Below are 12,434 nucleotides of genomic sequence, written 5' to 3' on the forward strand. Positions count from 1 at the left end.
GGATCGGGGGCGGGGGAGGTCTGGTTGGGGTAGTCGGTCCACTTGCGTTGCCGGCCGCCGGTTGTGCAGGGCTGCCGCACGGCCCCGGGGATGCTCGGTGCTGTCGCGTTGCCGGCCGCCAGTTGTGCAGGGCTGCCGCACGGCCCCGGGGATGCTCGGTGCTGTCGCGTTGCCGGCCGCCAGTTGTGCAGGGCTGCCGCACGGCCCCGGGGATGCTCGGTGCTGTCGCGTTGCCGGCCGCCGGTTGTGCAGGGCTGCCGCACGGCCCCGTGGGTAGTCGGTGCTGTCGCGTTGCCGGCCGCCGGTTGTGCAGGGCTGCCGCGCGGCCCCGTGGGTAGTCGGTGCTGTTGCATTGCCGGGCGGCGGTTGTGCAGGGCTGCCGCGCAGTTGGTTGCCTGCCGGCCCAGCTCTCGTTGCCGGCTTGCGTCTTGTTATTCCAGGTCCAGGATCTTCAGCGCCTTTTCCCGCATCTCGACCTTCCGGATCTTCCCCGTCACCGTCATCGGGAACTCGTCGACGATGTGCACATACCGCGGAATCTTGTAGTGCGCCAGCTTCCCGGTACAGAACTCCCGCAGCGCCTCCGCCGTCAGCGGTTGCGCTCCTTCCCGCATCCGGATCCACGCCATCAGCTCCTCGCCGTAGCGCTGGTCCGGCACGCCGATCACCTGCGCGTCCAGGACATCCGGGTGCGTGTACAGGAATTCCTCGATCTCCCGCGGGTAGATGTTCTCGCCGCCGCGGATGACCATGTCCTTGATCCGCCCGGTGATCTGGATGTAGCCCTCTTCGTCCATCACGCCGAGGTCGCCGGTGTGCATCCACCGCGCCTTGTCGATCACCTCGGCCGTCTTGTCCGGCTGGTCCCAGTATCCGAGCATCACCGAATAGCCCCGCGTGCACAGCTCACCCGGCTCGCCGCGCGGCACCGTCAGCCCGGTCTCCGGGTCGACGATCTTGACCTCCAGGTGCGGCCCGACCCGGCCGACCGTCGACACCCGCCGCTCGATCGAGTCGTCCGACCTCGTCTGCGTGGACACCGGCGAGGTCTCGGTCATGCCGTAGCAAATGGACACCTCGGCCATGCCCATCCGCTCGATGACCTGCTTCATCACCTCGACCGGGCAGGGCGAACCAGCCATGATGCCGGTCCGGAGGCTGCTCAGGTCGTAGTCCTCGAAGCCCGGCTCGGCCAGCTCGGCGATGAACATCGTGGGCACCCCGTACAGCGACGTGCACCGTTCCGCTTCCACCGCCTTGAGCGTGGCCTTCGGCTCGAACGACGGCGCCGGGATCACCATGCAGGCCCCGTGCGTCGTCGCCGCGAGGTTGCCCATCACCATGCCGAAGCAGTGGTAGAACGGCACCGGGATGCAGATCCGGTCCGCCTCGGTGTAGTGGCACAGCTCGCCGACGAAGAAGCCGTTGTTGAGGATGTTGTGGTGCGACAGCGTCGCGCCCTTCGGGAATCCCGTCGTGCCCGAGGTGTACTGGATGTTGATCGGGTCGTCGGCGGACAGGCCCACCTCCGGCAACGCCTTGCCCCGCCCGGACTCCACCAACTCCGCCCACTCGGCCGACCCGAGCAGCACCACCTGCTCCAGCCCGGAGCACCGCGGCCGGACTTCGTCGATCATCGCCGCGTAGTCCGACGTCTTGAACGTGCGCGCCGCCACCAGCATCCGCACCCCGGCCTGGTTCAGCACGAACTCCAGCTCGTGCGAGCGGTAGGCGGGGTTGATGTTGACCAGGATCGCGCCGATCTTCGCCGTCGCGTACTGCAGGAACGTCCACTCGGCACAGTTCGGCGACCAGATCCCGACCCGGTCGCCCTTGACGATGCCGCGCCCGGCCAGCCCGGCGGCCAGGGCGTCGACCTCGGCGGCCAGCTCCCGGTAGGTCCACCGGCGGCCCGAGGCGTACTCCACCAGCGCGTCCCGGTCCCCGAACGCGGCCACGGTCCGGTCGAAGTTGTCACCGATCGTGTCACCCAGCAAGGGCACCTCGGAGATACCCGACGCATAACTCGGCACGGCTGGCATGACGCCTCCTCGGACGCGGTCGACACTGACTGTGACCGAGTCTAGAAATCCCGGCGCGCCCCGGACACCCCCTAGAGTGGGTGGCATGCGGCTTTCGATCGTCGACTCGTTCACCGGCACCCCGTTCGCGGGCAATCCGGCCGGGGTGGTGCTGCTCGACCAGCCGGCCGACCCCGCGTGGATGCAGTCCGTGGCCGCCGAGCTGCGGCACTCCGAGACGGCGTTCGTCGAGGTGTCCGGCGACGGCCCGAAGTCGCTGCGCTGGTTCACGCCGACGGTCGAGGTGGACCTGTGCGGGCACGCGACCCTCGCCGCCGGGCACGTCCTGGGCGGCGAGCAGGTGTTCACGACCCGCAGCGGCGAGCTGCGCACCCGCGCCGCCGACGGGTGGGTCAGCATGGACTTCCCGAGCGACCCGCCCCGCGCCGCCGAAGACGACGTCGTCGGCGCTCTGCCGGGCGTGACGGTCGCGAGCGTCGCCCGCGGCAAGTGGGACATCCTGGTCGAGGCCACCGACGCGGCCCAGGTGCGCGAGCTGAAGCCGGACCTCGACGTCATCGCCGGCTGGGACGCGCGCTGCGTGATCGTCACCGCGCCCGCCGACCGGGACGACGCCGACTTCGTCAGCCGGGTCTTCGGGCCCGCCGTCGGCGTGCCCGAAGACCCGGTGACCGGCTCGGCGCACTGCCTGCTGGCGCCGTTCTGGGCGGCGCAACTGGGCCGCGCCGAACTGGTCGGCGAGCAGGCGTCGGAGCGCGGCGGGATCGTCCGGGTCGTGCTGAACGGGGACCGGGTGACGCTGTCCGGGCAGGCCGTCACCGTCGTCAGCGGGGAGCTGCACGCCTGATGCGACTCATCCTGAACCTGATCTGGCTGGTGTTCGCCGGCTTCTGGATGGCCCTGGCGTACGTGGTCGCGGGGATCATCTGCTGCGTCCTGATCATCACGATCCCGTTCGGCATCGCGTCGTTCCGCATCGCGAACTACGCGCTGTGGCCGTTCGGCCGGACGATCGTCGACCGCCGCGACGCCGGGGCCGGGTCCCTGCTCGGCAACGTCATCTGGATCGTCTTCGCCGGGTTCTGGCTCGCGATCGGCCACATCGTCACCGGGATCGCCCTGTGCGTCACGATCATCGGGATCCCGCTCGGGCTGGCGAACTTCAAGCTCATCCCGGTCTCCCTGATGCCGCTGGGCAAGACGATCGTGCCGGTCGACCGCGGCACCGAGGCGTACTACCGCCCCTGACCGAGCCACCTCGTGCACGCCGCCCGGAGCGCCTCGGCACCCTGCGGCGCCACCCACGCCACGTGACCGTCCGGGCGGATGAGGACGGCGTCCGGAACGGGCTGCGTGCACTTGGCGGCGACGAGATCGAGACGACCCGGCCAGCTCCGCGCGACCGCGGCCAGTTCCGGATCGCCGGCGAGGTCGAGCAGCACCGCCCGGCCCGGGTGCAGCAGGGTGAACAGCCGGGCCGCGCCGCGCTCGGTGACCAGGTCGAGGTCGGGAACCCGCCGTCCCAGCAACGGATCCGCGTCGCCGAGCGGGTACCGGACATCCAGCGCGGAGATCATGCCCGCGAGCGCGGAGTTCACGTCGTCGATCTCGATCAATCCGGCGAACACCTCCCGCAGCGCCTCGGTCTGCGCGCCCGGGCGGCCCAGCGCGGTCTGGGCCCGCGTGTTGTGCAGGACCCGGTGCCCCACCGGGTGCCGCTCCGCGTGGTAGGTGTCCAGCAGGGACTCGGGCGCGTGGCCGCGGACGACCGCGGCGAGCTTCCAGCCCAGGTTGACCGCGTCCTGCACCCCCGTGTTCAGCCCCTGCCCGCCGGCCGGGTAGTGGATGTGCGCCGCGTCCCCGGCGAGCAGCACGCGGCCCCGCCGGTAGTCCGCGGCCTGCCGGGCGGCGTCACCGTACCGGGAGATCCAGCGGGGGCTGTGCATCCCGAAGTCGGTGCCCGCGATCTTGACCAGTGACTCCCGCAGCCGGTCGGCCGTGACCGGCTCGTCCCGGCCGGCCACCCGGTCGTACTCGGTCGTCATGACGCGGTACCAGCCCGGTTCGAACCCCAGCACCGAGAAGTCGCCGTGCTCGGTGCGCCGCATGAAGACCGGCTCGCCGGGCGGGTCGGTGAGTTCGACGTCGCCGAGCAGCGCGGTGAGGGTCGCCGGGGTGCCGGGGAACTCGATACCGGCGAGCCTGCGGACGGTGCTGCGCCCGCCATCGCACCCGGCCAGGTAGGCCGCGTCGAAGGTGGTGCCGTCCGCCACCGCGACCTCGACGCCGTCGGCGCCCTGCCGGACCCCGGTCACCTCCGACGACCAGCGCACCCGCACCCCGAGTTCGGCGGCCCACTGTTCGAGCAGCTGTTCCACCTGGGTCTGCAACAGGTTCAGCACGAACGGGTACCGTGTCGGCAGCCGGCTGAAGTCCAGCCACAGCCCGGAAAAGTGCCCCACGTTCCGGGGGCGGCCGGGCGTCAGGAACCGGTCGGCGACACCCCGCTGGTCCAGGACTTCCAGGGTGCGCGCGTGCAACCCGCCCGCGCGTGACTCGCCGCGGCGCCCGGGCAGCCGGTCCAGCACCGTCACGTCCACGCCGGCCAGCCGCAGCTCGCAGGCCAGCATCAGACCGGTCGGCCCGCCGCCGGCGATCACCACATCCGTCATCACGCTCTCCTCTCTAACATGATTAGAGAGTTCTCTACTTCTGTTAGAGTGTCAAGCCGTGGCGATCAACCCCGAGGTCATCGCGCGGACCGCGCTGCGACTGCTCACCGACGTCGGCCTCGACGGGCTCACCATGCGCGTGGTGGCGACGGAACTGGGCGTGCGGGCCCCGACCCTGTACTGGCACGTGAAGAACAAGCAGGAACTGCTCGACGCGATGGCGACAGCGATCCTCCTCGAAGCCCTCGACGGCCTGGAGGCCCCGGGCGCAGGCGTCACCTGGGAGGAGTGGCTGGCGGACAACGCCCGGCAGCTGCGGCGCACGATGCTGCGCTACCGCGACGGGGCGCGCGTGCTGGCGGGCACGAACACCGCGCACCCGGCGATGTTCCGGTTCGTCGAACTCACCCTGCGCACGCTGCGGGACGCCGGCTTCACGCTGGACGACGCCGCGGAGGCCTACCCGACCCTGCTGAACTACACGATCGGCTTCACCATCGAAGAACAGGCCCGCACCGGCGTCGCCTACGAAGGGGACAACCCGTACGAACCGGACCGGCTGGAGCGCATGGTGGACGGCGACCAGTTCCCGCTGAGCGCCCGTCTGGTGCGGCGCCTGTTCAGCCCGGACACCGACGCCGCCTTCGAGGCCGGGCTGGACATCGTCCTGACCGGCATCCGCACGAAGTACGGCATCGGCACCTGATCACTCGGACACGAGTGCCCGCAACAACTCGACCAACGATTCCTGCCTGTCCCGGTCCAGGGACACCAGCGGCGAAGTCCGGTTGAGGCGCTCCAGCACCCCGGAGCGCGCCTGGACTCCGGCGTCGGTCAGCACGATCTCCTTGGCGCGCCGGTCGGTGGGGTGCGGCCGCCGCCGCACCAGCCCCTGGTCCTCCAGGCGGTCGATCACGAACGTCGCGTTCGAGGCCTCGCACGACATCCGGCTCGCCAGTTCGCGCGCCGTGATCGGCTCGGACAGCTCGCGCAGGGCGACGACCTGCGCCGGCGTCAGGCCGACCTCCTCCCCGACCCGGCGGACCTGCACGTCGAGGCGGCGGGCGAACTCGTGCACCAGCTTGCACACGTCGCGATCGATCTCGACATCCGCCATGCCACGAGTCTAGCGAAGATGGTTCGAGCTATGGTAGTTCTAGCTCGTATTATTACAACTCGAACCTTCTTGGGGGTGGACAGTGCCGTTGTCCGTGTTCTCGCTGATGCTCGTGGTCTTCGGGCTCACGACCGGCGAGTTCGTGATCGCCGGGCTCGTCCCGGACGTGGCGGCCGGGCTGTCGGTGTCCGTGCCGGCGGCCGGGTTGCTCGTGAGCGCCTACGCGGTCGGCATGATCGTCGGTGGTCCGGTCGTCACCGTGCTGACCGCGCGCATCGGCCGGAAACCGCTGATCATCGGGCTCGTCGCGGTGTCCGTGCTGGGCAACCTGGGATCCGCCGTCGCGCCGGGGTACGCCGTCCTGCTGCTGTCGCGGTTCGTCGCGGGCCTGATCGTCGCGACGTTCTTCGCGGTCGCGATCACGACCACGGCGGCGATGGCGCCGGAGGGCAGGCAGTCGAGCATGATCGCCAAGGTCGCGCTGGGCATGAACCTCGGCATCATCCTGGGCACCCCGCTGGGCACGTTCGTCGGGCACCACGCCGGGTGGCGGGCCACGTTCGTCGCCGTCGCCGCGATCACGCTGCTCGCGCTGCTGCTGGTGCTGCGGTTCGTGCCGGCGTTCCCCGCGGCGGGCGGGTCGGCCGTGCGCGACCTCCGTGTGCTCGCGGATCGCGAGGTGCAGCTCGGGATCGTCCTGACGGCCGTCGGGAACCTCGGCGTCGTCACCGTCTTCACCTACATCGCCCCGCTGCTGACCGACGTCGCCGGGTTCGCCGCGGACGCGGTGCCGGTGCTGCTGCTGGTGTACGGCGCCGGCGCGGTGATCGGGAACCTGCTCGGCGGGCGGCTGGCGGACCGCGCGCTGATGCCGTCACTGGCCTGGATGCTGACCGCGCTGGCCGGCACCCTGGTGCTGTGGTGGCTCGCCGCGGACAACCGGGTGGCGGTGGCGGTCCTGACGTTCGTCCTCGGCGCGCTGGCGTTCGCGATCATCCCCGGGATGCAGACGCGGGTGCTCACGGCGGCGGGAGCGGCGCCCACGCTGGCGATCGCGGTGAACGCCTCCGGGTTCCAGCTCGCCGCGGCCTTCGGCGGATGGCTGGGCGGCGGGCTGATGGCGGGCGCCGGGCCACGCGCCCTCTACCCGGCGGCCGCCCTGACCACCCTCGCCGGCCTGGGTATCGCACTGGCGATGCTGCGCCGCGACCGGGCGAAGACGGTCAGTCCTCCGGCTGCCACGGCAGCGGAACGATGAGGCAGGGCCCGCCGACGAACAACCCGCCGTCGATGCCCAGCACCTTGCCCCCGGCGTACAGGTAGGGCGCCTCGATCTGGCTGGGGTGGATCCCGAGCTGGTCGGCGATCACGCTGTGCCCGTGCACGATCCGCTCGCCGCCGAGCTGCTCCAGCAGGTAGTCGGCGATGTCCGGGCCGTGCGGCCCGCGGAAGGCGTAGCGCGTCGTCATGCGGCGCCACACGTCCCACCACTCCACCAGGTCCTCACCGGCCAGGATCTCCCGCACGGTGGTGTTGATGTCCTCGGCGTCGTCGCCCCAGTCGAGGTATTCGACGGTGTCCGAGTGCATCAGCAGGTGGTTCGCGGCGTGCGCGATCAGCGGGCGGCTGGTCAGCCACTCGACGTGCTCGTCGGTCAGCGCGTCCTGATCGGACAGCTGCCCGCCGTTGATCTCCCAGCTGCGGGCGAAGCTGCGCGGCCCGAAATCGGACGGCACCTCGGTGTCGCCGAACCGGTGCATGCCCAGCAGCAGGATCTCGTGGTTGCCGAGCAGCGTCCGCGTCGACCCGCCCGCCTCGGCGGCCTGCCGGTGCAGCCGCATCACGAGGTCGATCACGCCGATCCCGTCCGGGCCGCGGTCGACGAAGTCGCCGAGGAACCACAGGTGCGCCTGCCCGCCGGACCAGTCACCGGCCTCGTCGACCAGCCCGGCCCGGCGCAACGCGGCCGCCAGCTCGTCCCGGTGCCCGTGCACGTCGCCGACGACGTAGGTGCGGGCATCGGGGCGCTGGTGGTCGTCCATCCCTCGACGATAGGCGGTTGCCGCAGGTCAGGTGAGCACCGCCCCGTCCCCGAACGGGTCCTGGGTGCGGCCGACCAGGTCCGCGATCGAGTCGAGCACCAGCGTCGGCCGGTACGGGTACCGCTCGGCCGACTCCTTCGTCGAGATGCCGGTGAGCACCAGGATCGTCTGCAGCCCGGCCTCGATCCCGGAGTGCACGTCGGTGTCCATCCGGTCGCCGATCATGATCGTGCCCTCGGAGTGCGCGCCGAGGGTGCGCAGCGCCGAGCGCATCATCAGCGGGTTCGGCTTGCCCACGAAGTACGGCTGCCGCCCGGTGGCCCGCTCGATGAGGGCGGCTATCGACCCGGTGGCCGGCAGGCTGCCCTCCAGGCTGGGCCCGGTGGCGTCCGGGTTGGTCGCGATGAACTTCGCCCCGGCCTCGATGAGGCGGATGGCGCGGGTGATCGCGGTGAAGCTGTACGTGCGCGTCTCGCCGAGCACGACGTAGTCCGGGTCGCGGTCGGTGAGCACGTACCCGGCCTCGTGCAGCGCGGTGGTCAGCCCGGCCTCGCCGATGACGAACGCCGACCCGCCGGGCCGCTGGCTGTGCAGGAACTTCGCGGTGGCCAGCGCGGAGGTCCAGATGCGCTCCTCCGGCACGTCCAGCCCGGTGCGCAGCAGCCGCGCCCGCAGGTCCCGCGGGGTGTAGATGGAGTTGTTGGTCAGCACCAGGAACGGGGTGTCGTTGGCCCGCAGCTCGGCGAGGAACTCGTCGGCGCCGGGCACCAGGTGCTCCTCGTGCACCAGCACGCCGTCCATGTCGGTCAGATACGTCCAACGGCTCATGCCTGAAGACTAGCCGGGTGCACCGTCACCGCGGTGGCCTTGATCGCGAGCCGGACCGGCACGCCCGGCTCCAGACCCAGGTCGGCGACCGCGGCCGGGGTGAGGTCCGCGGACAGACCCGCCGCCCAGCCCGCACCCGCGGCCCGCACCCGGATCACCGGTCCGTGTGGTTCGAGCGCGCCGACGACCGCCGCGATCGTGTTGCGCGGGCTGCCGTGCGGGCCGTCGTCGGCGGGGTGGACCGACACTGCGCTGGGCTCGAAGACCGCCACGGCGGGCTCGTTCTCGACCGCGTCCGGCGCCAGGATCCCGGCCACCACCGCGCCGTCCGCGGTCCGCAGCCCGCCCTCGACCGCGGTGCCGGGGACCAGGTTGAGCCCGGCGATCCGCGCGGTGAACGCCGTCCGGGGCGCGGCCAGCACCTCGCGCGTCGGACCGCGTTCGACCACCCGGCCGGCGGACAGCACGACGACGTGGTCGGCCAGGGCCAGCGCGTCCAGCGGATCGTGGGTGACCAGCACGGTCGCCCGGTGCGGGTCGGCGGCCAGCACGCGGCGCAGCAGGCCGCGGATCGCCGGGGCGGCGTCGACGTCGAGCGCGGCCAGCGGCTCGTCGAGCAGCAGCAGGTCCGGGTTGCCGGCCAGGGCGCGGGCGACCGCGACGCGCTGCGCCTGGCCGCCGGAGAGCTGCCCGGGCTTGCGGTCGGCGAACTCGGCGGCGTCCACTTCGGCCAGCCAGTGCCGGGCGATCTCCCGCGACCGCGCGCGGCTCGCGCCCTTGGACCGCGGCGAGAACGCGACGTTGTCCACAACGGACAGATGCGGGAAGAGCAGCGCGTCCTGCGACAGCAGCCCGACCGCCCGGTCGTGCGCCGGGAGGTCGTGCAGGTCCCGGCCGCCGAGGGTGATCACGGCGTGGTCCGGGCGGAACAACCCGGCCAGGCAGCCGAGGATGCTGGACTTGCCGGAGCCGTTCGGGCCCAGGATCGCCAGCACGCTCCCGGCCGGCACGTCGAAGTCCACGGACAGGCCGAAGGTGCCGCGCGTCAGCTCGATCTCGGCGTGCAGCCTCACCGCGCGGTCCCCTCCAGCGCCCGCGGCCGGGCGACCGCGATGACCACGATCGCGACGACGATCAGCAGCAGCGCCAGCGCGACCGCGCTGTCCACGTCGACCTCGGCCTGCGTGTAGACCTCCAGCGGCAGCGTCCGGGTCACGCCCTCGAGGCTGCCGGCGAAGGTGATGGTGGCGCCGAACTCGCCCAGCGCGCGGGCGAAGCTGAGCACCGCGCCCGAGCCGAGCGCGGGCATCAGCAGCGGGATCGTGACGCGGCGGAACACCGTCCACGGCCGGGCGCCGAGCGTCGAGGCGATCTGCTCGTAGCGGTCCCCACCGCTGCGCAGCGCGCCCTCCAGGCTCACCACGAGGAACGGCATCGCGACGAACGTCTGCGCGATGATCACCGCGGTCGTGGTGAACGGGATCTGCACGCCACCGGTGACGCTCAGCAGGTAGCCGAGGAACCCCTTGCGGCCCAGCAGGTAGAGCAGCGCGAGCCCGCCGACGACGGGCGGCAGGACCAGCGGCAGCAGCACGATCGCCCGCAGGATCCGGATGCCGGGCACGGTCGAGCGGGCGAGCACGACCGCGAGCGGCACGCCGAGCACGATGCACGCGAGCGTCGACACGGCCGCGGTCTCCAGCGACAACCGCAGCGCGGCGAGCGAGGCGTCGGTGACGATCAGGCCGGGAACGCGGCGGAGGTCGGTCCGCACCAGCAGACCGACCACCGGCAGCACGACGAGCGCGAGGGCGAGCGCCGCGGGCACCCACAGCACCCACGGCACCCGCCGGGTCCTACGGAGCGCCAAAACCGGCCTTCCGCAGCTCGGTCCGGCCCTGCTCGCCCAGCACGAACGCGACCCACTGCTTCGCGAGTTCGCTCTGCGGCGCGTCCTCGACGAGGGCGATCGGGTAGGAGTTGATCGCCGCGGCCGCCTCCGGGAAGTCGACCCGGTCGACCTTGCCCGCGGCGCTGGCGGCGTCGGTCACGTAGACCAGGCCGGCGTCCGCGTCCCCGGTCTGCACCTTGTTCAGCACCTGCTTTACGTCCTGCTCCTCGCTGGCCGGCTTCAGCGTGACACCGGTACTCCGCTCGACCTTCTCCGTCGCGGAGCCGCACGGCACCTGCGGCGCGCAGACCACGACGGTCAGGCCGTCCTTCGCGAGATCCGCGAAGCTCGTGATGCCCTTCGGGTTGCCCGGCGCGACCGCGATGGCCAGCCGGTTCGTCGCGAACACCGACGGCGAGCCGTCGATCACCCCGGCCTGCACGGCCTTGTCCATGTTGGTCTGGTCGGCCGAGGCGAACACGTCGGCCGAGGCGCCGTTGGACAGCTGCTGCACGAGCGCGGACGAGCCGGCGAAGTTGAACTTCACGTCGGTGCCCGGGTGGCTGCTCTCGAAGGCCGTCTCCAGCGCGGTGAACGACTCGGTGAGCGAGGCGGCGGCGAACACGGTCAGCGTCCCGCTCTCGCTCCCGCCCGACGAGCCGCAACCGGCGACCAGCAACGCGACCGCGACCAGGGCGCCTGCCTTCGTCAACTCTGTCCTCCCGGAGTCTCGACGACCACCGTGGTCGCCTTCACCACCGCGACCGCCAGCGCCCCCGGCTTGAGGCCGAGCTCGCGCACCGCTTCGGCGCTCATCAGCGACACCACGCGGAACGGGCCGCACTGCAACTCGACCTGGGCCATCACCTTGTCCACGACCACGTCGGTGACCAGGCCGACGAACCGGTTGCGGGCCGACCGGCCGACGCCGGAGGGGTCGTGGGGCCGCGCGGCCTGTTCCCGCGCGAACGCGGCCAGCTCCGCGCCGTCGACGACCTTGCGGCCGGCGCCGTCGGTGGTGGCGGTCAGCTGCCCGCCCCGCACCCAGCGCCGGACGGTGTCGTCGCTGACGCCGAGCAGTTCGGCGGCCTCGGATAACCGGAATTGCGGCATGCGGAGGACATTACTTCCGCATTTGCGGAAAAGCTACGGGTTGCCGCCGAGAACGTCCTCCCGCATCAAGGCGAGCAGTTCGTTCTGGTAGCGCTCGATGACCTCGCGTTCGGCCGGGCCGAACTTCTCCAGCACCTTCTCGGTGACCACGAGCGCCGACTCGAACAGCGGCGCCACCTTCTCCTCGTCCACCGGCAGCACCTCGACCAGGACCTTGCGGCGGTCCTTGGCGTCCCGCACCCGGCGGACGAATCCCGCGCGCTCCAGGCGATCGATCACCCCGGTGACCGCGCCGGTGGACAGACCGGTGAGCTTGGCGATCTCGCCCGCGGTCAGCGGCCCGTCGGCGCGGGCGGCCAGGTCGAGGGCCTTGTGGTCGGTGGCGGACAGGCCCATCTTCTCGGCGATCTGAGCGTGCCGGAGGACGGCGAGGGTGCTGCTTTCGCGGCCGATCTCGGCGAACCGCGCCAGCACGTCGCGCGGCACCGGGTACCTTTTTTCCTCCGGCATCCGGCGCGTCCCTTCCCAAGTCGTCTGCGCGGTTGAAACACTCTGCTTCCGAGACATTCTAGTGAGGATCGGCCGGACGGTCGGCGGGTTAGGCTGGTGTCAATGAGTGCGGTAGATCTCGGGCTCCCCCGCGTGCCGGGCACACGCGGAACCACGCAGCCTCGCCCCGACAACCCCGCCCTCGTCGACACGTTCGGCCGTGTGGCCACGGACCTGCGC

The 12,434-nt window shown here is 71.6% G+C and carries 14 protein-coding genes and 1 pseudogene; 5 read left to right on the forward strand and 10 right to left on the reverse strand.

Translation table 11 applies throughout. The annotated features are described in order from the left end of the window. Window positions 1-431: 431 nt before the first annotated feature. Window positions 432-2,042: an AMP-binding protein gene (locus D0D15_RS33590; protein ID WP_094005803.1), complete on the reverse strand. Its 1,611-nt coding sequence runs from the start codon at window positions 2,040-2,042 to the stop codon at window positions 432-434. A gap of 85 nt (window positions 2,043-2,127) precedes the next feature. On the opposite strand from D0D15_RS33590, the gene D0D15_RS33595 reads away from it, so the two are divergent. Together D0D15_RS33595 and D0D15_RS33600 are read left to right on the forward strand one after the other, a co-directional pair. After that, a complete protein-coding gene (locus D0D15_RS33595; RefSeq protein WP_094005802.1) occupies window positions 2,128-2,889 on the forward strand; it encodes a PhzF family phenazine biosynthesis protein in 762 nt (253 codons plus the stop codon). Continuing rightward, window positions 2,889-3,290, forward strand: a complete 402-nt coding sequence (locus D0D15_RS33600) for a YccF domain-containing protein (RefSeq protein WP_094005801.1) — start codon at window positions 2,889-2,891, stop codon at window positions 3,288-3,290. Before D0D15_RS33595 ends, D0D15_RS33600 begins: the two co-directional genes overlap by 1 nt. On the opposite strand, the gene D0D15_RS33605 is transcribed toward D0D15_RS33600, so the two are convergent. Continuing rightward, window positions 3,278-4,714: an FAD-dependent monooxygenase gene (locus tag D0D15_RS33605; protein WP_094005800.1), complete on the reverse strand. Its 1,437-nt coding sequence runs from the start codon at window positions 4,712-4,714 to the stop codon at window positions 3,278-3,280. The genes D0D15_RS33600 and D0D15_RS33605 overlap by 13 nt on opposite strands. Before the next feature lie 58 nt (window positions 4,715-4,772). Between D0D15_RS33605 and D0D15_RS33610 the strand changes: the two genes are divergently transcribed. Beyond that, on the forward strand, window positions 4,773-5,420 hold the full coding sequence (locus D0D15_RS33610) for a TetR/AcrR family transcriptional regulator C-terminal domain-containing protein (RefSeq protein WP_094005799.1): 648 nt from the start codon (window positions 4,773-4,775) through the stop codon (window positions 5,418-5,420). On the opposite strand, the gene D0D15_RS33615 is transcribed toward D0D15_RS33610, so the two are convergent. After that, the gene (locus D0D15_RS33615; protein ID WP_094005798.1) at window positions 5,421-5,831 is read right to left on the reverse strand and encodes a MarR family winged helix-turn-helix transcriptional regulator; all 411 of its coding nucleotides are present in this window, start codon (window positions 5,829-5,831) and stop codon (window positions 5,421-5,423) included. 82 nt (window positions 5,832-5,913) lie between these two features. On the opposite strand from D0D15_RS33615, the gene D0D15_RS33620 reads away from it, so the two are divergent. Next, entirely contained in the window at window positions 5,914-7,089 is a 1,176-nt protein-coding gene (locus tag D0D15_RS33620; protein WP_233157289.1) for an MFS transporter, read from the forward strand. On the opposite strand, the gene D0D15_RS33625 is transcribed toward D0D15_RS33620, so the two are convergent. Genes D0D15_RS33625 through D0D15_RS33655 form a run of 7 tightly spaced genes read right to left on the reverse strand, consistent with a single transcriptional unit; the run spans window position 7,055 to window position 12,215 of the window. Beyond that, window positions 7,055-7,873: a metallophosphoesterase family protein gene (locus D0D15_RS33625; protein ID WP_094005797.1), complete on the reverse strand. Its 819-nt coding sequence runs from the start codon at window positions 7,871-7,873 to the stop codon at window positions 7,055-7,057. The two genes, D0D15_RS33620 and D0D15_RS33625, sit on opposite strands and share 35 nt — an antisense overlap. Window positions 7,874-7,900: 27 nt before the next feature. After that, window positions 7,901-8,701 carry an HAD-IIA family hydrolase gene (locus D0D15_RS33630; protein ID WP_094005796.1) on the reverse strand — a complete coding sequence of 267 codons (801 nt, stop codon included), beginning with the start codon at window positions 8,699-8,701 and terminating at the stop codon, window positions 7,901-7,903. After that, window positions 8,698-9,774 (reverse strand): sulfate/molybdate ABC transporter ATP-binding protein, encoded by a 1,077-nt coding sequence (locus D0D15_RS33635; RefSeq protein WP_094005795.1) that lies wholly within the window; start codon window positions 9,772-9,774, stop codon window positions 8,698-8,700. The genes D0D15_RS33630 and D0D15_RS33635 overlap by 4 nt, the downstream gene beginning before the upstream one ends. Continuing rightward, window positions 9,771-10,547 carry an ABC transporter permease gene (locus D0D15_RS33640; protein ID WP_094005794.1) on the reverse strand — a complete coding sequence of 259 codons (777 nt, stop codon included), beginning with the start codon at window positions 10,545-10,547 and terminating at the stop codon, window positions 9,771-9,773. Before D0D15_RS33640 ends, D0D15_RS33635 begins: the two co-directional genes overlap by 4 nt. A 10-nt stretch (window positions 10,548-10,557) precedes the next feature. Continuing rightward, window positions 10,558-11,304, reverse strand: coding sequence for a molybdate ABC transporter substrate-binding protein (modA, locus tag D0D15_RS33645; RefSeq protein ID WP_094005793.1), 747 nt, complete (start codon window positions 11,302-11,304; stop codon window positions 10,558-10,560). Next, window positions 11,301-11,705, reverse strand: coding sequence for a TOBE domain-containing protein (locus tag D0D15_RS33650; RefSeq protein ID WP_094005792.1), 405 nt, complete (start codon window positions 11,703-11,705; stop codon window positions 11,301-11,303). The genes modA and D0D15_RS33650 overlap by 4 nt, the downstream gene beginning before the upstream one ends. Window positions 11,706-11,738: 33 nt before the next feature. Further along, entirely contained in the window at window positions 11,739-12,215 is a 477-nt protein-coding gene (locus D0D15_RS33655; RefSeq protein WP_162830721.1) for a MarR family winged helix-turn-helix transcriptional regulator, read from the reverse strand. A gap of 102 nt (window positions 12,216-12,317) precedes the next feature. Here D0D15_RS33655 and D0D15_RS37435 point away from each other — a divergent pair. After that, a pseudogene (locus D0D15_RS37435) lies at window positions 12,318-12,434 on the forward strand (GTP 3',8-cyclase MoaA); the annotation flags it as partial.

Origin of the sequence: Amycolatopsis thermalba, assembly GCF_003385215.1 — a bacterium.
GTDB lineage: Bacteria > Actinomycetota > Actinomycetes > Mycobacteriales > Pseudonocardiaceae > Amycolatopsis_E > Amycolatopsis_E thermalba.